At 69.0% G+C, this 20,140-nt stretch carries 15 protein-coding genes; 6 read left to right on the top strand and 9 right to left on the bottom strand.

All coding sequences use genetic code 11. The features are described 5' to 3' along the window. Positions 1-438: 438 nt before the first annotated feature. A complete protein-coding gene (locus ACYVO6_RS33945) occupies positions 439-1,494 on the bottom strand; it encodes an aldo/keto reductase (protein ID WP_461067980.1) in 1,056 nt (351 codons plus the stop codon). 252 nt (positions 1,495-1,746) lie between these two features. Here ACYVO6_RS33945 and ACYVO6_RS33940 point away from each other — a divergent pair, with 252 nt between their 5' ends. Continuing rightward, positions 1,747-2,355: a TetR/AcrR family transcriptional regulator gene (locus ACYVO6_RS33940; protein ID WP_461067978.1), complete on the top strand. Its 609-nt coding sequence runs from the start codon at positions 1,747-1,749 to the stop codon at positions 2,353-2,355. Between the two features lie 203 nt (positions 2,356-2,558). Here ACYVO6_RS33940 and ACYVO6_RS33935 read toward each other — a convergent pair whose 3' ends face one another. The 5 genes from ACYVO6_RS33935 to ACYVO6_RS33915 all read right to left on the bottom strand — a co-directional run bounded on the left by ACYVO6_RS33935 (position 2,559) and on the right by ACYVO6_RS33915 (position 11,170). Further along, a complete protein-coding gene (locus ACYVO6_RS33935) occupies positions 2,559-6,140 on the bottom strand; it encodes a family 78 glycoside hydrolase catalytic domain (RefSeq protein ID WP_461067976.1) in 3,582 nt (1,193 codons plus the stop codon). Between the two features lie 81 nt (positions 6,141-6,221). Then, on the bottom strand, positions 6,222-6,515 hold the full coding sequence (locus tag ACYVO6_RS33930; RefSeq protein WP_461067974.1) for a glycoside hydrolase family 78 protein: 294 nt from the start codon (positions 6,513-6,515) through the stop codon (positions 6,222-6,224). Between the two features lie 175 nt (positions 6,516-6,690). After that, entirely contained in the window at positions 6,691-7,734 is a 1,044-nt protein-coding gene (locus tag ACYVO6_RS33925; RefSeq protein WP_461067972.1) for a LacI family DNA-binding transcriptional regulator, read from the bottom strand. Positions 7,735-8,006: 272 nt separating this feature from the next. Continuing rightward, on the bottom strand, positions 8,007-9,785 hold the full coding sequence (locus ACYVO6_RS33920) for an IclR family transcriptional regulator domain-containing protein (RefSeq protein WP_461067970.1): 1,779 nt from the start codon (positions 9,783-9,785) through the stop codon (positions 8,007-8,009). 104 nt (positions 9,786-9,889) lie between these two features. After that, positions 9,890-11,170 carry a M6 family metalloprotease domain-containing protein gene (locus tag ACYVO6_RS33915; RefSeq protein ID WP_461067968.1) on the bottom strand — a complete coding sequence of 427 codons (1,281 nt, stop codon included), beginning with the start codon at positions 11,168-11,170 and terminating at the stop codon, positions 9,890-9,892. Between the two features lie 270 nt (positions 11,171-11,440). Between ACYVO6_RS33915 and ACYVO6_RS33910 the strand changes: the two genes are divergently transcribed. After that, complete coding sequence (locus ACYVO6_RS33910) at positions 11,441-12,085, top strand: TetR/AcrR family transcriptional regulator (RefSeq protein WP_461067966.1); 645 nt, start codon at positions 11,441-11,443, stop codon at positions 12,083-12,085. A gap of 154 nt (positions 12,086-12,239) precedes the next feature. After that, on the top strand, positions 12,240-13,781 hold the full coding sequence (locus tag ACYVO6_RS33905) for an MFS transporter (RefSeq protein ID WP_461067964.1): 1,542 nt from the start codon (positions 12,240-12,242) through the stop codon (positions 13,779-13,781). A 158-nt stretch (positions 13,782-13,939) separates the two neighbouring features. Here ACYVO6_RS33905 and ACYVO6_RS33900 read toward each other — a convergent pair whose 3' ends face one another. Beyond that, on the bottom strand, positions 13,940-14,443 hold the full coding sequence (locus ACYVO6_RS33900; protein WP_461067962.1) for a MarR family winged helix-turn-helix transcriptional regulator: 504 nt from the start codon (positions 14,441-14,443) through the stop codon (positions 13,940-13,942). 108 nt (positions 14,444-14,551) lie between these two features. On the opposite strand from ACYVO6_RS33900, the gene ACYVO6_RS33895 reads away from it, so the two are divergent. Next, complete coding sequence (locus ACYVO6_RS33895) at positions 14,552-15,364, top strand: dioxygenase family protein (RefSeq protein WP_461067960.1); 813 nt, start codon at positions 14,552-14,554, stop codon at positions 15,362-15,364. Between the two features lie 27 nt (positions 15,365-15,391). On the opposite strand, the gene ACYVO6_RS33890 is transcribed toward ACYVO6_RS33895, so the two are convergent. Continuing rightward, positions 15,392-15,910 (bottom strand): GNAT family N-acetyltransferase, encoded by a 519-nt coding sequence (locus ACYVO6_RS33890; protein ID WP_461067958.1) that lies wholly within the window; start codon positions 15,908-15,910, stop codon positions 15,392-15,394. A gap of 166 nt (positions 15,911-16,076) precedes the next feature. Here ACYVO6_RS33890 and ACYVO6_RS33885 point away from each other — a divergent pair, with 166 nt between their 5' ends. After that, complete coding sequence (locus ACYVO6_RS33885) at positions 16,077-17,069, top strand: sigma-70 family RNA polymerase sigma factor (RefSeq protein WP_461067956.1); 993 nt, start codon at positions 16,077-16,079, stop codon at positions 17,067-17,069. Positions 17,070-17,419: 350 nt separating this feature from the next. On the opposite strand, the gene ACYVO6_RS33880 is transcribed toward ACYVO6_RS33885, so the two are convergent. Continuing rightward, positions 17,420-18,388, bottom strand: a complete 969-nt coding sequence (locus tag ACYVO6_RS33880) for a helix-turn-helix transcriptional regulator (RefSeq protein ID WP_461067954.1) — start codon at positions 18,386-18,388, stop codon at positions 17,420-17,422. A gap of 94 nt (positions 18,389-18,482) precedes the next feature. Here ACYVO6_RS33880 and ACYVO6_RS33875 point away from each other — a divergent pair, with 94 nt between their 5' ends. Then, on the top strand, positions 18,483-20,000 hold the full coding sequence (locus ACYVO6_RS33875; protein WP_461067952.1) for an MFS transporter: 1,518 nt from the start codon (positions 18,483-18,485) through the stop codon (positions 19,998-20,000). Positions 20,001-20,140 lie beyond the last annotated feature (140 nt).

The raw sequence follows: 20,140 nt of genomic DNA, 5'->3' as shown, positions 1-20,140 counted from the left end.
ACCCGACGCTCGGCGAGGCGGTCAAGGAGGCGGTCCACGGCCTCGCCGGCCACATGATCAACATGTAGCAGGGCGCTCGGCGCAGCGGCAACAGGGCCCGTTGGTGCTCGGATCGGTTTCGCGACCTCGAGCTGCCAAGGGGCCCTGATCCAATAGGCCGGTGCCGGTCACCGACGCCATGCGCCGGCCGGGGGCTTTCGCGGGACGCCTCACGGTGCCAGTGACCAGTTCGGCGGCGGACCGCCGAACCGGTGGGCGAGGTGGCTACACGCCAACGCACCATCGGCTCCTCGAGGAAATCGATCGACCCGATGAGGGCTGTGACACCTGGCGGGACGTGCTGCGGCCAGGCGAACGGCACCGCCCCAAATTGTGCGCACGATGCGGGACGGAAGGTGGCGTCGACGGCATGGGGCCGCCGGCGGCAGGATCCGCAGCTCAGGCCGCGGGCACTGCGGGCTGGGTGACGAGGGAGGCGTCACCGCCCTGGACGGCGTCTCGGACGCCGGCGGTCGCCTCGTGGGGCACTCCGAGGGGGATTGCGCTGACGTCCGACAGGCGCGCGAACTGCTTCGGGGCGAGCTGGACGTCCAGGGCGCCCAGGTAGTCGTCGAGCTGGGTGAGGTTGCGCGGACCGATGATCGGGATGAACGAGGTGGACGCCTGGGCGGCACGCTCACGCAGCCATGCCACCGACACCTGGGCGGGTGTCGCGCCGGTCTCCTCGGCGATGGCCAGGACGGTGTCGACGATGGCGGTCTTCTGGTCGGTGCTCTCGGTGTGGATGAGCGTCTTGAGATCGCTCAGCCGTCCCTCGGTGCTGCGGCGGTACTTGCCGGTGAGCAGTCCGCCGCCGAGCGGGGACCACAGGGCGGCGCCGAGTCCCAGGCTCTCGGCCATCGGCAGCAGTTCGCGGTCGGGGGTCCTCTCGACGAGGCTGTACTCGATCTGGATGCCCGTGACCGGTGCCCAGTTCTTCAGGTCCGCGAGGGTGGCGGCGCGGGAGACGCGCCATGCGGGGAAGTTGGACAGGGCGGCGTGGAGGATCTTGCCGGAGCTGACCAGGTCGTCCAGTCCGCGCAGGATCTCCTCTATGGGGGTGAGGTCGTCGGGGACGTGGACCCAGTACAGGTCGATGTAGTCGGTGCCGAGGCGCTTCAGGCTCGCCTCCAGTGAAGCGATCATGTTCTTGCGGCTGTTGCCCGTCCTGGAGATGCTGGGCTGCGGGCTGGCCCCGTAGGTGAACTTGGTGGCCAGGACGAAGTGGTCCCGGTCGGCGGCGACGAACTTGCCCACCAGTTCTTCGGACTCGCCGAACTGGTAGGTGTCCGCGGTGTCGAGAAACGTTCCGCCGGCTTCGGCGAACCTGTCGAACATCCGGCGCGCCTCGTCCGGCTCGGCACCGGTACCCCAACGGGTGCCGAAGTTCCCCGTGCCGAGTGCGTATTCGGAAACGCGCAGTCCTGTCCGTCGTCCGAAGGTCGTGTAACGCATCAGGTCTCCTTGGTGCTGATTTCGCATCGATGGTCGGGGCGGGCGGTGGCGTGTCAGGCGCCGGTCCGGACGTTGGCTCGGCCGGGGCGTGAAGGGGGCGCCGAGTGCGCCCTGACGGGTGCGGCGCCGGCGAACCACCCATCCGCGTACAGCGAGATGCGGGGGCATGGCTAAGTAAGACGATCGGTCTACTTAAGCCTTCACCGTAGCTGGCCCATCGGCCTATGTAAAACGATCCGTATCCTTAAGGATGTGACCGAATCTCACCCCGTACGTCGGCGTCGTGGGCGTGGCGCCCGGGAACGGATCCTCAAAGCGGCGACCCAGCTGTTCACGGCGCAGGGGATCAACGCGACCGGGATGGACCAGCTGTCGACCGTCGCCGAAGTATCGAAACGCACCCTCTACACGCACTTCCCGAGCAAGGACGAACTCGTCGGGGCATACCTGCAGTCCCTGGTGGACGCTCTCCTCCCCGTCCCCCCGTCGCCCGCCCAACCGACACCGAGCCCGCGTGAGCAGTTGTTGGCCGTCTTCGACTGGAAGCGGCCGGAAACCACCGCTCCGTTCCGGGGATGCCCGCTCCTGAACGTCAGCGTCGAAGTACCAGACCCCGGGCATTCCGCCCACCAGCTGGCCGCGGCGTACAAGAGGGAGTTCGCCCGCCGCCTCACGGCCATCGCACGGCAGGCCGGCGTCGCCGATCCGGAAACCCTCGGTGAGCAGCTGGCACTGCTCTTCGACGGCGCGGCCGCACGCGGTACCGCACTCAACAGCAGCCACACCGCCGCGTGCGCGCGATCCATCGCAGAGTCGTTGGTCGATGCCGCCCTCGCCGGCGTCGGCCCGGCGTCTCCGTGATGAGGTCAGTAACCTCCCTTGCGGAGTCGTCACCATAGTTGCGAAGACGACCGGGCGTCGCAGACCGGCATGCTCCCCCATGCCGCCGTCGGTGCGTCGGCATGGGGGGAATGCGGTGCTGGAAACGGTGATCGCGACCCCCTCCACAGCGAGTGGCGGGGGGCGTAGGTGTCCCAGGTGCCGGAGAATTCGGCGTGTCGGGGTCACAGGCCCTTTTCGATGCGGTCGATGAGCGCTTGCATGGCTACGCCCTGGGAGGCTGGAAGCGTTCCCTTGTCCACCTGTAGGGCAGTCCAGCTGCCGATGTCGCTCAGCCGTGTCCGGGCCCGGTCCGCGTGTTCGTCGGTGCTCTGCGCACCACCGGCCACGTAGGTGGTCCAGGCGGCCTCGACGGAGGTCTGGACCTGCCGGGCCTTCTCGCGTGCGGTCGGCGCGCCCGGAGCGTCCAGATCCGCCACCAGGTCCCGCAGTTCTCCGGCGGCATCCTTGGCCTCGCCGAGGCCGCCGAGGGCGGTGTCGACGCCGAAGCTGTAGGACCCCGACCCGACCTCGAACACGGCTGCCCCGTCCTCCATGCGGAGGAACCGGACTCCCTTGGCGGCGGCGGCCGGTCGGCCACCCTCGGTGACCGCCCAACGGGTCTTCGCCGGCACGTGCACCTCCGCGACGGTGTTGACCGGCACCGTCACCTTCAGGTCGAACTCGCCGTCGTGGATGCTCCACCGCGACGACAGAAGCCCGTAGACGGTCTTGAGGCTTCCGGAGCCCTCCGTCAGGTTTCCGCCGGGCATCGGCGCGATCCGGGAGCGCTTGTAGCCGGGGTCGATCGCCGAGAGGCCGCCGATGTTCTGGAACATCCAGTCGCCCACGGCGCCGTAGGCGTAGTGGTTGAAGGAGTTCATGTCGACCGGGCCGAAACTGCCGTCAGGCATGATCGAGTTCCAGCGCTCCCACATGGTGGTGGCACCGTTGACGACTTCGTAGCCCCAGGACGGGTAGTCCTTGTGCAGCAGCATCTTGTAGGCGAGGTCGTCCCGGCCGATCTTGCTCAACGCGGGCAGCAGCAGCGGTGTGCCGATGAAGCCGGTCCGCAGGTGGTGGTCGGTGAGCGCCAGTTTGGCGACGAACTTCTCGCCGGCCTTCTCGACCAGTGCCGGATCCGAGATCAGGTCCATGCCGAGGGCCAGCGCGTATCCGGTCTGTGAGTTGCGCTTGACGGTGCCGTCGGCTGCGACGTAGGCCTTGGTGAAGGCGTCGCGGATGTCGGCGGAGAGCTTGCTGTAGTCGGATGCCGCCGCGTCATCGCCCAGGGCCTTGGCCACCTCGGCCATCATGCGGGCGTTCTCGGCGTAGTAGGCGGTGCCCAGGATGCCCTGCTCGGTCGGGTCGTCCAGGTGGAGCCAGTCGTTGGTGAAGAACGTGGTGCGGCCGGGCTCGAGAAGGTCCGGCCCGGCGCTGTTGCGCACGAACTGGAAGAACTTCTGCATGGCGGGGTAGTTCTCCCGCAGGATGCGGGTGTCGTCGTAGGAGCGCCACACGGAGTACGGCACGGTGATCATCACGTCCGACCAGCCGACACCGCTGTCGCCGAACTGGCCCTGAGGGGTCGGTACGACCGCCGGCAGGTCACCGTTGGCGTACTGGGAGTTGCGGACGTCCGCCATCCAGTGGGACAGGAACGCGCGGGTGTCGACCAGGTAGTTGGCGGTCGGCGCGAACAGGCTGATGTCTCCCGTCCACCCGAGGCGCTCGTCGCGGGCGGGGGTGTCGGTGGGGATGGAGAGGAAGTTGCCGCGCTGGCTCCAGGAGATGTTGCTCACCAGCTGGTTGAGCATGCTGTCCGAGGTCTTCAGCGTGCCGGTGGACGGGAGGTCGGATCCCCATACGACGCCCTTGACGCCGGAGAGCGCGGGAGGCTCGTTCACCCCGGTGATCTCGATGTAGCGGAACCCGTGCTGGGTGAAGGTGGGTTCGTAGGTCACCGTTCCGGTCTCGGCGAAGGTGTAGCGGTCGGTGACCTTGGCGCTGCGGAAGTTGTCGGTGTAGAGGGTGCCGTTCTTGTTGAGTACCTCCGCGTAGCGGATCTTGACCGCCTGGTCCGCGGAGCCGGTGAGGGTCAGGCGTGACGCGCCGACCATGTTCTGGCCGAGGTCGTAGACGTACGTTCCGGGGGTGGGCTCGGTCATCTTGTTGGCCTGGAGCACCTGGGTCCGGCGCACCGGCTCGTCGCTCTGCGGGACCAGCAGGGCGGTGCGGGACTCCAGGCTCGCGGCGGGCTCCCACGTCGCGTCGTCGAACCCGGCCCGGCTCCAGCCCGTCGGCTCCAGACGGGCGTCGTAGGTCTCGCCGTCCTGAAGGTCGGCCTTGACGTAGGGGCCGTCGCCCGCCTTCCACGAACCGTCCGTGGCGATCCACTGGATGGAGCCGTCGGTGTAGGTGATGCGCATCTTCGCCACGAGAGCGGGGGTGTCCCCGTACTGGCGGCTCCAGCCGAGTCCGACCTTGCCGGCCCACCAGCCGTCCGCCAGGGAAGCGCCGATCACGTTGTCGCCGCTGTCCAGCAGCTTCGTCACGTCGTACGTCTGGGACTGGATGCGCTTGTGGTAGTTCGTCCAGCCCGGGGCGAGCACCTGGTCGCCGACCGGCTTGCCGTTGAGCTCCAGCTCGTAGAGGCCGAGTGCCGATGCGTAGACCCGCGCGGAGGCGACCTTCTTGCCGGTCCTGGTCGCGAAGTCCTTGCGCAGCAGCGGCTGCGGCCGGGCCGTGGGCTGGTAGAGGGCGTCCGTGGTGCCGGACACGACGAGGGCGGAGTCGGCGATCTCACCGCCGGTGAACGGGTTCTTCCCGGACGCGAAGTCGGTGTCGAGCAGCGTGCTGCCGTCGGCGCTGGTCACGACGGCGTCGTGGATGGTTCCCCGTTCGTTGCAGCACGCGTGGGTGCGGAAGCCGATGTAGCCCTTGGTGAACGTGGAGTCCGTGAAGGTGCTGACCAGCTTGCCGTCGAGGGTCGTCTTGATGGTGGTGCCCGCCACGTCGTAGCGGACGCTGTGCCGGCCGGCGAGGAGACCGGCGTTGGTGAAGCCGTGGGGCGCGAGATCCACCTGCTGCACCACGGAGTAGGTGCCCTTGACCTGCTTGTGGAGTCTCAGCATCGGGGTGGAGCCCGTGACGCTGAACTGCCACATGTACCCGTTGCTCACATCCGGGGCGCGCAGGAACATGCCGAAGGCAGAGCTGTCGAGCTCGAACTCGACCGTGGTGGTGTAGTCGGTCCACTTGTCCAGCTCAGTCGCAGCCGCAGGACGAGCGATCCACTGGGCGCCGTCCCAGTCGCCGGAGTCCAGCAGACCTGTCTCGAAGTGCGCGGTCGCGCTCCACGGACTCGCGACTCCCTTGTCGTCCCAGGCCCGAACGCGCCAGGAGTAGCGTGTGTCCGCCTCCAGGTCAGGGCCCTCGTACCGCACGCCGGCCTGGCGGTCGGACGCCACCTTTCCGGACGACCACACATCGGCAGACCTTGGAGTGCGTCCGACCTGGATCTCGTAGGCCTTCTGCGATGTCGCCCGCCGGGCCGACGCCAACTGCCAGCCGAAAACCGGGTCCTCACCACCGATGCCCAACGGATTCACCCGGCCATTGGCGGTCAGACCCTTCACGGTGAACGGCGCGTCCGACACCGACGCCGCGGGGGACACGGATGCCGGCAGCATCGCCGCGCCCCCGACCACGGCAAACACGACAAGACCTCTTAGGAGTACGAGCAACAGCGAGCGTTTACGGAGCATGGCATCTCCAGGGATTGAATCGTTTCATATCAGGGATGTTCGTGGCTGAATCGCCGCTGGGCGCAAAGTGCGTTGTGGACGTCAGTCCGCCGTGCCGCTCAGCAGGGCCTCGAGCTCGGCGGCAGCGTCGACGCCGCCGTCTTCGAAGAGCACCTTGTTCAGCAGTGCAGGCAGTCGGCGGGCGGGCAGGTCCAGGAATGGCGCCAGCCGGCGGGCCGGTTGTACGTCGTACGCCGTCTGCCGCCAGGCGGGGTCGTCGGTGCGGACCTGCCAGGACAGGCGGGGGTCCGGGGTGCCGACGCCGAGCGCGTTCTCCCGGTGCTCGAACCGGACGGAGACCACCGTGGTGTCGGGTTCCGGACGCTCAAGGCTCATGCCGATCCTCGCTCCCTGGATTGTGTACAACGTTCTACATTTGAAACGACTCAACCCTGAGGTGGAGATGACCGGCACGTCAAGAGGAGAGACTCAGGAATTTCCCCCCGGGCCCCGGCGGGGGTCCGAAGCCCGCTCGGCGTAGGTCCCCGCGAGCGGCGAGGACGTCGACTGATCAGGCGCCGGACGGCGGTGCGGTGCTGCCCCGTGTCACCAGGCGCGGTGTCGAGGCCATAACAACAGCGCGGTCACGCCGCTTCTCGATGCGCTCGAGCAGTAGCCGGGCCGCGGTCTCGCCCATCATGGCGCCCGCCTGGTCGACGCTCGTCAGGCTCACGGGCGTGAGGGCGGCGATGGACGTGTTGTTGTATCCGGCGAGCGAGAGGTCGCCGGGGATGCGCAGGCCGAGCTCGGCGGCGGCCCGGAAGACGCCGGTCGCGGCGACGTCCGCACCGGCGAAGATCGCGGTGGGCGGGCGGGCGGAGGTGAGCAGTTCCATGGCGCCGCGGTAGCCGCCCTCGTCCGAATAGCCGGAGTTCACCACCCGGCCAAGGTCCGCCAGACCGTGCCGGGCCATCGCCTCGCGGTAGGCGGCCCGGACGTGGTGCTCCGGCCGCTGCTCCCACTGGCTGCCGCGCACCGTCGGATGCGAGATGTGAGCGATGTCCCGGTGTCCGAGGCCGACCAGGTGGTCCACGACCAGGTCGACGCCGGCCCCGTCCTGATTGACCACGCAGTCGTACGCCGGGGAGGGGTCGTGGTGGCCGATCACCACCGTCGGCACCTCGGCCGCGATGCGCACCACCTCCGTGCGGGGAACCGCGGGTGCGATGAGGATCAGGCCGTCCATCTGCCGGTCCACCATGGCGTGGATGAGCTTGGTCTGCTCCTCCATCTCGGAGGAGCTGCTGGAACCGATGAAGAGCGCGTACTCGGTGCTCCGTAGAGCCGCGTTCACACCGTCCAGGAGGTCGGCGTAGAAGGCGTTGCGGATGCTCGCCAGTAGCACGCCGATCGTGTAGGTGCGGCCTCTCATGCCGCGGGCGGCGGCGTGCGGGCGGTAGCCCAGCTCGGCCATGGCCGTCTGCACCCGCTCCCGCATCCCGGTGCTCACCCCGTAGGCGTTGCGCAGCACCTTCGACACCGCGGAGGTGGACACGCCCGCGCTGCGTGCGACGTCGGTGATGGTGACCCGCTTCGAGCCGCCTGCCGGTTGCACTGGTGCGCCCACCTCCGTTGTCATGCACCGCTCTGCCCGTTATGGCGTTTCCGGAACGTTACTCGCGGATGACTTGACGGCTCCGGCCTGTTCGCTTCAACCTTTGGGTATCTCTTCGTGGAACGTTACACGAAAGGGATCGCATGACAGGGCACGCCGATGGGCGGCTGCGACAGAGCCGGGCCGCCCAGGGTGTCAGATCGGGGGCTGACGGAAGCGCGGTGCGAAAGCTGCGGTTCGGCCCCTCAGGCGTCACCGCCGACCAGCCCGGTTCAAGACGCCGGTACGCGAGTGAACCGCCCCGCCACCCGCAGGTCCCCCTCGATCGCTTCCACCGTCGTACGCAGCTGAGGCAGCACCTCCTCGACGCACTGCTCCGGAGTGCGTCGTGAGCTGTGCATGGCGACGTTCACTGCCGCCACCACCTTGCCCGTGCGGTCACGGACCGGGACCGCGATGGAGCGCAGGCCCTCCTCCAGCTCCTCGTCGACCAGGGCGTAGCCGTCCTCTCGTACGCGGTCCAGGACGGCCGTCAGCGAGGAGGGGTCTGTGATCGTGCGCGGGGTCAGGGCGGGCACGGTGGGCGTGGGGCGTTCGGCGGGGGCCAGGTCCGCGAGCATGACGCGGCCCAGGGACGTGGCGTACGCGGGCAGACGCGTGCCGATCGTGATGTTGACGCTCATGATGCGGCTGGTGGCGACGCGCGCCGTGTACTGGATCTCGTCGCCCGCCAGGACCGCCAGGGACGCCGAGTCGTGGAGCCGGCCCGCCAGTTCGGCCAGGTGCGGTGCCGCGATCTGCGGGAGCGTCGTGCGGGACAGCGGCGGAAAGCCGAGGCCCAGGACACGGGGCGTCAGCGCGAAGGTCCGCCCGTGCGAGGTGACGTACCCCAGGTGCTCCAGGGTGATCAGCGCCCGGCGAGCCGTCGCGCGCGCGAGCCCCGTGGCCCGCGCGACCTCCGTGAGCGTCAGCTCGGCCCGTCCCTCGCCGAACGACGTCAGCACGGTCAGCCCACGCGCCAGCGACTCGACGAACTCCCGGCCCAGCTCCTGCTTCGACGCCCCCGTCCAGACCGCGAGGCCCGACGGAGCGTCTGGAGAAACGGCGGGAGGAACGGCCGGTGCCTCCCGCAGATCCCGCTCCATGGCCTGCACCGTCTCCCGCAGCCGAGGCAGCAACGTCGCTCGCAGCGAGTCCGCGGTGTGCCGGCTGGTGTGACTCACCACGCTCACCACACACGCGATACGGCCACCGCCCTGACCGCGCACGGGCATGGAGAGGGCGACCAGACCCGGCTCGATCAACTGGTCGTCGAGGGCCCAACCCCGCGTACGTGCCTCGGTCACCCGCCGCTCGAAGTCCTCATCCCACAGGGGGTGTTCACTGGCGTTCACCTCGTGAGGCCTCTCCGGCCCAGCCGCCCGGCCCGCTTGTCCTGCCGGGGGTCCGGGGGTCGCTCCCCGGGAAGACACAGCACGCGGCGGCAGCGCCGGAAAACCCCGGTCCTCGGGATCCGCCGCCCGCCGCTCGCGCCACCGCGCCCAGTCCTCGTCAGTCCACTCCGTGGCGAACAGCGGCCCCGGCGCGGTGCGTTCGGCCGGCAGCAGATCGCCGATCCGGAAGCTCAGCGACATCGCGCGCCGCCGGGTCGCCTGGTGGATGAAGCGGATCCCGTCCCGGTCGGCGACCGCCAGCGACACCGACTCGTCCAGCTCGTCCGCCAGCGCGTCGGCCCGCGCGTCCAGCATCCGGGGCAGCCGCAGCGCGGCCAGATACGCGTTGCCCAGCTCCATCAGCCGCGGTGCGAGTACGGCGTCCCGCCCGTCGAGGCGTACGTACCCCATGCGCTCCAGCGTCGCCGCGATCCGGTCGACGGTGGATCTGGCAAGGCCTGTGGACCGCTCCAGGCCACTGAGACTCGACGTCCCGCCCGCCTCGGTGAGCCGGCGCAACACGGCGATCCCGCGCATCAGCGGGGCGACGGCTTCCGCGGGCACGGGCTCGGCGGCGTCGGGGCTGCCGGGCGCCGGCGTGAGGTCTGTCGATGGCATGGGCTCTCGGGTTCTCCGTGACGGTGTCCGGGACACCGTAACCACCGCCCACCACCCATCCCAGCCGGAGCCGCACCACCTCCCCGGCGCACGGCGTACACCCGTCACCGGCGCGTGACGTACACCCGCTGCTTCCCGGCCGCCTCCGTCTCCCCGACCCGAATCCGGATCCCCGCCTTCACGTCCTTGAACTGCTGCCCCGGCCCGAACGTCGCGTCCGACAACTCGGCATGCACGTTCGGGCTGCGCGTGCACCCTCCGCTGTCCTTGGTGGAGTCGACCACGTGGATGGGGCCCTGCCCGGTGTCGACGTTGGCGTTCACCTTGTAGACGAGTACGCCCGACTTGCAGACCTCCTCGTCATTGCCCCCGGGCGTGCGCAGCTCGACCGCGTACCCCCTCTTCGCGTCGATCGGCACGAAGACCAGCTTGGCGCCGCCGCGTTCGGGCAGCGGGGTCAGGACGTGTTCGGTGGTGCCGGGCGCGGCCACGCAGGCGACCTGGTCGTTGTCGAGCCAGCCGAGCTTCCACTTGTGCCAGCCCAGCAGATCATTACTGGCTCCCCAGTCCTCGCTCATGATGTCCCAGTGCCCGACCGCGCCGCCCCCGTCCTGGGTGTAGAGGTCGGGCAGGCCGAAGACATGGCCGTTCTCGTGGGGGAGTACGCGATAGCCGGTCTTGGCGTACGAGCCGGAGCCGTCGTCCTGGCGGCTGTAGATGAAGGACGCGTTGGCGAGGGGCGTGCCGTCGGCGACCGGCGCCTCCGCGTTGCCCGAGAAGGTCACCGACAGGACGGTGTCCAGGGCGGAGGGGCCCGCGTTCGGGGTGACCAGGACGTTCAGGAGGTCGTACGCCTTGAAGTCCACCTTCGGATCGGCCACGGCCACGAGGTCCTCGACCAGCTTCCGGTACGCGGGATCGAAGGGGGCGCCGCGTTCCAGCCCGTACGCCTTGAAGGGCTTGGGCATCCGCAGCCAGTCGCGGACGGGGACCGCGGGGCGGTAGTCGAGGCGGCCGTACGAACTGGTGCGGAACCAGCGGGTGGTCTGTGGGAAGAACTCCCGGTAGCGGTCGAGCGCGCGGCCCCGGCCGGGCGCGTCGGAGAAGTCGATCATGAGGTTCAGGGCCCGGACGGTGCCGGTGGAGCGGGCGTAGCCGGGCGGGGTCGGGATGCCCTCCGACAGCTGTACGTCCACCGAGCCGCTGATCATGCAGGGGCCGAGCGCCGCCGGGCGTGCCGGCGCTTTCGGTACCGCCGTCGTCGCCGAACCGGCCGGCAGCCGTCCGCTCCCCGCCGAGGTGCTGACCACCAGCGTCAGCAGCGTCACCGAGGCGAGGGCAACGCCGCGGCGGCGCGGGCGTATCCGACGGCTGGTGGGCTGCATGCAGGGGGCCTTTCGCTCCAGGCAGCCGGCCATTTCTGGCTGCACCCTGTCCGATCACCCTGTGCCGCCGCATACGCGGGCGCGCGCTGGAGGAGACCGATCGTGGGAGGCCGCCCGCCCGGAGAAGCGCGGTGGGTGATGTGACTCGGGTCACAGAAAGAAAGGGGAAGGGTGGGAAATAACCGGGGATCGTTTCCCCGTTTAGCCATGTGTCCGAGCGAAACGGGGAGCAAGTCCCCGGATCGCACAGCAACTCCCGAGGAGTGCACCGTGACCACCGTCGCCCCCGTACAGCACAAGGCGCCCCGGCCGCGCGCCGACGCCCTGCGCAACCGGGAGCGGATCGTCACCGCCGCCCGCGAGATGTTCGTCGAGTTCGGGGCCGATGTGCCGCTCGACGAGATCGCCCGCCGGGCCGGCGTCGGCAACGCCACGGTGTACCGCAACTTCCCGGACCGCGACGCCCTGGTGCGAGAGGTCGTCTGCTCGGTCATGGACCGGGTCTCCGAGCAGGCCGAGCAGATGCTTGCAGCGAGCGGGGACGCCTTCGAGGCGCTGTCCCGCTTCGTACACGCCTCTGCCGACGAGCGGGTCAGCGCGCTCTGCCCGATGATGTCCAACGCTTTCGACAAGCAGCACCCGGATCTGGTCGCCGCGCGCGAGCGGATGGAGCAGTTGGTCGAGAAGCTCATGGAGCGTGCCCAGGAGGCCGGGCAGCTCCGCGCCGACGTGGGCGTCGGAGACCTGATGATCAGCGTGGTCCAGCTCTCCCGGCCGCCCGCCGGCGCGGGATGCCTGAGCCTCGACCCCTTCGTACACCGTCATCTGCAGCTGTTCCTGGACGGTCTGCGGGCACCGGCCCGCTCCGAACTGCCCGGCACGGCCGTGACCTTGGAGGACCTGCGACAAGCATGACCGATCAGTCATGACCGATTAGTTCGGCGCCCAGCGCCAGTCACCACTCGCAACGCGCACAAAACTTCCGGCCGTCACCGACGAAGACGTCACCGACGGGTCGTCCCTTTACCTCATTCTTTTTTCGCTACGAAGTCCCGGAGTGGGTACCCCCATGTCTGAAACAGACCAGGCCACCGCCGCCAAGGCGCCGGCAGCCGATCCCAACCGCTGGAAAGCGCTGACCTTCATCGCGCTCGCCCAGCTGATGGTCGTGCTCGACGCGACCATCGTGAACATCGCCCTTCCCTCCGCCCAGCAGGACCTGGGGATATCGGACGGCAACCGGCAGTGGGTCGTCACGGCCTACGCCCTCGCGTTCGGCGGTCTCCTCCTCTTCGGCGGCCGTATCGCCGACCTGTGGGGCCGTAAGCAGGCCTTCGTCGTCGGCCTTATCGGGTTCGCCGCGGCCTCCGCGCTCGGCGGCGCGGCCACCAACGAGGCGATGATGTTCGGCGCCCGCGCCCTCCAGGGCGTGTTCGGCGCACTGCTCGCGCCCGCCGCGCTGTCCCTGCTCGCCGTGATGTTCACGGACGCCAAGGAGCGTGCGAAGGCGTTCGGCATCTACGGTGCGATCGCCGGTGGCGGCGGCGCCGTCGGTCTGATCCTCGGCGGCTTCCTCACCGAGTACCTGGACTGGCGCTGGACGTTCTTCGTCAACATCCCGTTCGCGATCGTCGCCGCGGCCGGTGCGTACTTCGTCATCCGTGAGCCCAAGGGCGGCCGCAACCGCAACCCGCTCGACATCCCGGGTGTCCTGCTGTCCACCCTCGGCCTGGTCGCGCTGGTCTACGGCTTCACCCGCGCCGAGTCCGAAGGCTGGAGCGACTCGCTGACGATCGGCATGTTCGTCGCCTCGGTGGTCCTGCTCGCGACCTTCGTGCTCGTCGAGTCCAAGGTCAAGGCCCCGCTGCTGCCGCTGCGCGTGGTCACCGAGCGCAACCGTGGTGGCGTCTACCTCTCGCTCGGCCTCGCGATCATCTCGATGTTCGGCCTGTTCCTCTTCCTCACCTACTACCTGCAGATCGTGAAGGGCTACTCCCCGGTCGAGACCGGCTTCGCCTTCCTCCCGATGATCGTGGGCATGATCGTGGGCTCCACGCAGATCGGCACCCGGCTGATGACCCGGGTCCCGCCGCGCCTGCTGATGGCTCCCGGCTTCCTGGTCGCCGCTCTCGGCATGCTGCTGCTGACCCGGATGGAGATCGACTCGTCGTACGCGGCCCTGCTGCTGCCGGCGATGCTGCTGCTGGGCCTCGGTATGGGTACGGCGTTCATGCCGGCCATGTCCCTGGCCACGCTGGGCGTCGAGCCGCGTGACTCGGGTGTCGCCTCCGCGATGGTCAACACCTCGCAGCAGGTGGGCGGCGCGATCGGTACGGCTCTGCTGAACACGATCGCCGCCTCGGCGACGACCTCGTACATCGAGGACCACATCGGCGGCGCCACCTCCACCGCGCAGGCGCAGCTGGTCCAGCTTCAGGGCCAGGTGCAGGGCTACACCAGCGCGATCTGGTTCGCCGTCGGCATCCTGGTGGTCTCCGCGGTGATCGCCTTCACCCTCGTCAACACCGGCAAGCCCGACATGACGGCGACAGCCACCGGAACGGGTGACGAGGCCGAGGACGAGCTGCCGGTCCCGGTGATCGCACACTGACGGGACGGCGCGGGGTCACCCACTGACCCTCGTACGTACGCAGTGGTGGGGACGACTTCGTACGTACGAATCCGGGATCTGCCCCGGCTCCATGAGCGGTGGAGCCGGGGCAGATCCATGCCCGGAACGGGCAAGGCCCTTTTACGGGCGAGGCCCTTTCAACGAAGCCAGGGCAAATCCGCCCCCGCGTCCTTCGGCTCGAGTCCCTCGGCGATGATCTGCATGGCCTCGCCCAGAGCCTTCTGCTGGTCGGGGGAAAGCCGGTTGAAGATGGCCTGGCGGACGGCGCCGACATGACCGGGCGCGGCCTTCTGCAGGACCGAGAAGCCCTGGTCCGTCAGGATCGCGAACTGTCCGCGCTTGTCCGAGGGACAGTCCTCGCGCCGTACCCAGCCGTTCTTCTCCAGCCGGGCGACGGCATGGGAGAGCCGGGAACGCGTGATCTTCATCTTCATCGCGAGTTCGGTCATCCGCAGTCGACTGTGCGGTGCCTCGCTGAGGCATGCGAGCAGGACGTAATAGATGTGCGGCATGCCTGCGTCGCGCTGCAGCTGACGGTCGAGATGGTCCTCAAGGAGGGCGGTGGCATGCACATACGCACGCCAGACGCGTTGTTCCTCATCGCTGAGCCAGCGCGGCTCTTCAACGTGTGCCGTATCCATGTATCTACTGTAGACGACCCCTCCTTGAATTTTAAACGAAAGCGAGGTATTGTCCTCTTCAGATAAGTTGAGGATTCAAGTATTAGGTCCCGGAGGGGAGTCGCCGCCATGTCCGCCGCCACCGAGGAGCGTGCCGTTCCCCTCCCCGAGCGCATGCCCGCGCTCTACCTCTCGCACGGCGCCCCGCCGCTGGCCGACGACCCCATCTGGCCCGGCGAACTGGCCGCCTGGTCGGCCGGCCTGCCGCGCCCCAAGGCGATCCTCATGGTCTCCGCCCACTGGGAGGAGGCCCCGCTGGCCCTCGGCGCGGTCGAGCCCGTCCCGCTCGTCTACGACTTCTGGGGCTTCCCCGAGCACTACTACCGGGTCCGTTACGAGGCTCCCGGCGCCCCCGAACTCGCCGAGTCCGTACGCAAGTTGCTGCGCGCCCCCGGCATCCCGGCGCAGGACATCCCCGACCGGGGCCTCGACCACGGGGCGTACGTCCCGCTCGTCGAGATGTTCCCGGCCGCCGACATCCCCGTACTCCAGATCTCGATGCCCACGCTCGACCCGGTCCGGCTGATGGACATCGGCCGCAAGCTGGCACCGCTGCGCGACGAGGGCGTCCTGATCGTCGGCTCCGGCTTCTTCACGCACAACCTCGCGGCCCTGCGGCACACGGGCGGCGGCGTCCCCTCCTGGTCGAGCGAGTTCGACGACTGGGGGCGCAGGGCCCTGGAGTCCGGTGACATCGACGGACTGCTCGACTTCGAGCGCAAGTCCCCGGCGGGCCGCCTCGCCCACCCCCGCACCGAACACTTCGCCCCGCTCTTCGTGACGATGGGCGCGGCGGACGCGGTGGGCGAACTGAAGGACCAGAAGTCCGTCATCGAGGGCTTCTGGGCAGGCATGGCCAAGCGGTCGGTGCAGTTCGGCTGAGGGCTGTTCCCCGTACGGGAAGCGCCACTAGAGTTCCTTCTCGTACCAGGCCACGTCCCAGTACCGTCCGAACTTCCGCCCGACCTCGCGATACGTGCCGACGTACCGGAAGCCGAAGCGCTCGTGGAGTCGTACGGACGCCTCGTTCGGCTGGGCGATTCCCGCGTACGCCCGGTGCAGGTCCTCGGAGGCCAGATCCTCGAACAGGGACTTGTACAACAGTGTGCCGATGCCGCGTCCGCCCGCGTCGGGGGCGAGGTAGATGGTGACCTCCACGGACGTGCCGTAGGCGGGCTTCGCTCGGTAAAGGCTGGATGTGGCGTAACCCAGAATCTGCTGTGAGTCCACGTCTACGGCAACCTTCAGGAGGTGTGGACCGTCTTCAGGGTGGGAGAGCAGCCAAGGGCGACGTTCTTCCGGAGTGAAGACCGCGGTATCGAAAGTGATGGGCGTCTCGCGTACGTAGTGGTTGTAGAGGTCGGTGAGGGCGACGAGGTCACTCTCGACTCCCGGCCTGACCAGCACCTCTGTACGTTCCGACGACATCTGGCCTCCCTTGTGGCGGCACAGGGTACTGCAAGATCAGAAAATTTGAGGGGCGGGTTGGGAATTCTGTCCGGATTCCAGTCGTTGAGTCCATCGGAGGCAGGGCACCCGGAAGGGTGGCCGAACTCCACAGATGACCCGCAAGCCACCACGTAAGGGAGCACGCATGGCAACCCGTGCCGTCGCCCGTCACAAGTCCGCCACTGGCGAGACCGATGCGGCACGCAGCGCTCGCGCGGGCGAGATCGCCGACCGCGACCTGGTCGGCATGTACCTCGACGAGATCGCGCGTACGCCGCTGCTCGACGCCGCCAAGGAGGTCGAGCTGTCCCAGATCATCGAGGCGGGTGTGTTCGCCCAGCAGATCCTCGACGGAGAGGTCACCGACGCCAAGGCGGACGCCTCCCGTGAGGAGCTGGAGGCGCTGGTGGCCGACAGCGAGCGGGCCAAGGACATCTTCATCCGGTCCAACCTGCGCCTGGTCGTCGCGGTCGCGCGGCGCTACCCGCGCAGCGGCCTCCCCCTGCTCGACCTGATCCAGGAGGGGAATGCCGGGCTGGTGCGCGCGGTCGAGAAGTTCGACTACCGCAAGGGCTTCAAGTTCTCGACGTACGCGACCTGGTGGATCCGTCAGGCCATCACGCGCTCGATAGCCGACCAGTCGCGGACCATCCGGCTTCCCGTCCACCTGGTGGAGGAGCTGGGCCGGATCCGCCGCGTGCAGCGCGAGTTCAACCGCGAGCACGGCCGGGAGCCGGAGCCCGCGGAGATCGCGGCGGAGCTGGGCTCGAACCCGGAGCGCGTCATCGACGTGCTGGACTGGGCGCGTGACCCGGTCTCGCTGAACATGTCGGTGGACGACGAGGGCGACACGCAGTTCGGCGACCTGCTCGAGGACACCTCGGCGGTCTCGCCCGAGCAGTCCGTGCTCACGCTGCTGCGCAGCGAGGAGCTGGACGACCTCATCGGGCGGCTCGACCAGCGCACGGCCTCGATCATCAAGATGCGGTATGGCATAGAGGACGGCCGCGAGCGCACGCTCACCGAGGTCGGCAAGGAGCACGGCCTCACCCGCGAGCGCATCCGCCAGATCGAGAAGCACGCGCTGCTGGAGCTGAAGAAGCTGGCCCGGCAGACCGGGTTCGACGCGGCGGCGTAACGCCTCGCGGCAGCGCTTCTCGATGGCTCGCACACCGGACCGTATACGCCCGCATCAACCGCTTGAGCCTGGGCACAAGCCCTCAGGGTCCAGGGCTCCCAGAGCCAAGTCCCGACGCTATCCCCCCCGGCGCCGGGACTTCCCCAGAGCCGAGCCTCCGGCGCCTCTCCCCCTGGCGCCGGGGCTCGGCTCCATCTCTGTGAGGGACGCGGGGACAAACGAAGGGCCACCCCGGACCTGAACCCCGGGGTGACCCTGTGGACACATTGTGTCACGGAGGCGGTCTCTGTGGCCCATACCAAGTGAGCGGAACTGGTGAAGCTCCCTGACCTCAGGGCTGGTGGAGCCCCCTAACCTCCGGCCGCCGCCCGACTCAAGCGGCCCCCCAAGTCCCGCACGCACTGGACCAGTTCCGCCGGTTCATGGACCGTGAACTCGCAGTCGACCATCGCGAGCCGTACCGCCATCCACTCCACCGAGTCGCCCACGGCGGCCCGGAGCCGGCAGCTGTGGTCGTCCAGGGGCTCGGGGGCACCGAGCCACTTGGGCAGGCGGGCCGCGATGAACTCCGCGGGCGCCGCGAACGTCACCTCCAACTCGTACGTCTCCTGCCGTCGGTACATCGACTGCCGCAGATACTCGGCCGCGCTCCCCGTCGGCAGCTCGCGCGGCGCGAAACGGGCGCCCGTCGCGAAGGGCTCGGAGACCCGGTCGACGCGGAACGTACGCCAGTCCTCACGGTCGAGGTCGTACGCGACGAGATACCAGCGGCGGCCGGTCGACACCAGACGGTACGGCTCGGTCAGGCGCTTGGAGGGCGTGCCGTCCCCCGAGCGGTAGGCGAACCGCAGTCGCTCATGGCCCGCGACCGTCGAGGCCATCACGGTCAGCGTCTCGGGCGCGATACTCGCCCCGTCGCCGCTGGTCAGGGGAGTGGTGGCGGCCTGAAGGGTGGAGACACGGTGGCGCAGCCGGCTCGGGAGGACCTGCTCCAGCTTGGCGAGCGCCCGTACGGAGGCCTCGTCGACGCCCTCGACGGCGTGCCCGGCACCGGCCCGCAGCCCGACCGCGATCGCCACCGCCTCCTCGTCGTCGAGCACGAGTGGCGGCATGGCCTTCCCGGCGACCAGCCGGTATCCGCCGTCCGCCCCCATCGTCGCCTGCACGGGATAGCCCAGTTCCCGCAGCCGGTCCACATCCCGGCGTACGGTCCGCCGCGAGACCCCGAGCCGGTCGGCGAGCTCACCGCCGGGCCATTCGCGCGGGGTCTGGAGCAGGGAGAGGAGCTGGAGGAGCCGGGCCGGGGTGTCGGTGGTCATGGGTTCTCCCTCTCAGCGTTCTGTTTTTCGGCTTCTTCGAGGATGCCTGACTACTAGGACATGATCTGACCTACTAGACCTCTAACTTCGAAGCATGACCTCAACCGAGACCCCTCTCAACAGCCCGGCCACCACGGCCGACCGGCGACGGTGGATCGCCCTCGCCATCGTGATGACCGCGGCCTTCATGGATCTGGTCGACGTCACGATCGTCAACATCGCGATCCCGTCGATCCAGCGGGACGCCGGCGCATCGTTCAGCCACATCCAGTGGATAACGGCCGGATATGCGCTCGCCTTCGCCGCCGGCCTGATCACCGGCGGGCGGCTCGGCGACATCCACGGCCGTAAGCGCCTCTTTCTCATCGGCATCGGCGGATTCACACTCGCATCGGCGCTCTGCGGATTCGCCGCGAACCCCGAGATGCTGGTCGCCTCCCGCATCCTCCAGGGCGGTATGGCCGCGCTGATGGTGCCGCAGGTCCTGTCGATCGTGCACGCCACCTTCCCGGCGCACGAACGCGGCAAGGTCTTCGGGCTGTTCGGGGCGGTCGTCGGGCTCGGGGCGGTGTCCGGTCCGCTGCTGGGCGCGCTGCTGACCGAGTGGAACCTGTTCGGCCTGGAGTGGCGGCCGATCTTCCTCATCAATCTGCCGGTGGGCATCGCCGGCCTGATCCTCGGCCGTCGCTACATCACCGAGTCCAAGGCCCCGCAGGCCCTCAAGCTGGACCTCGTCGGCGTCGCCCTCGTCACTCTCGGCCTGTTGATGCTGCTCTACCCGCTGACCCGCGGCCGTGAGCTGGGCTGGCCGATGTGGGGTTACGTCTCGATGGGCGGCGCGCTCGTGGTGTTCGCGGTGCTGGTGGCGTACGAGAAGAGGAAGACCGTGCGGGACGGTTCGCCACTGGTCGAGCTCTCCCTCTTCAAGGTGAAGAGCTTCGCGGCGGGCATCGCGGTGCAGACGGTCTTCGGGATCGCGCTCGGCATCTTCTTCCTGGTCTGGACGCTCTACATGCAGTTCGGCCTCGGCTGGGGCCCGCTGCGGGCCGGACTGACCGGCATCCCCTTTTCCCTCGCGGTCTCGACGGCGGCCGGGCTTTCGGTGCAGAAGCTGGTGCCGCGGTTCGGGCGCAAGGTGCTCCAGGCGGGTGCGCTGGTGATGGCGGTGGGCGTACTGCTCTACATCTGGGAGTCCGAGCGGTACGGGATGTCCATCGCCCCCTGGCAGATGGCGCTTCCCCTGGTGGTCATGGGCGTGGGCATGGGCCTGATCGTGGCCCCGCTGACGGACGCGATCCTCTCCGAGGTGCCGCGCGAGCACGCCGGTTCGGCGTCCGGCCTGATCAGCACGGTCCAGCAGATGGGCAACGCGCTCGGGCTCGGCCTGGTGTCCGTGGTCTTCTTCGGCACGATGTCCGACCACCTGCCGCGGGCCGAGGTGGGCGCGGCCTTCGTCGATGCCTTCCAGAACGCGCTGATCTGGGTCGCCGCGGTGATGACGGCCATCTTCCTGCTGATGTTCGCCCTGCCGAAGCGGCCGGCCCAGCATGTGGAGGGCGACGAGACGACGCCCGCCGTCGCCGTGGACAAGGAGCCCGAACTCGTGGGCTGACGCCGCCAGTTCAGGCTGATCCTGCCCGAGCCGTCAGGCCCGGCCCCGCTCGGGGCCGGGCCTGACGGCTGTCCCATGCCCCGCTCGTGCCCTGCACCCGAGCTCCCGGCGCCGTCACGCCGATGTCCGTTCATGCCCAC

This window comes from Streptomyces pseudoechinosporeus (assembly GCF_054783935.1).
The sequence above is the reverse complement of the archived record's forward strand: the minus strand, read 5'-3'. Positions and strand labels throughout refer to the sequence as shown.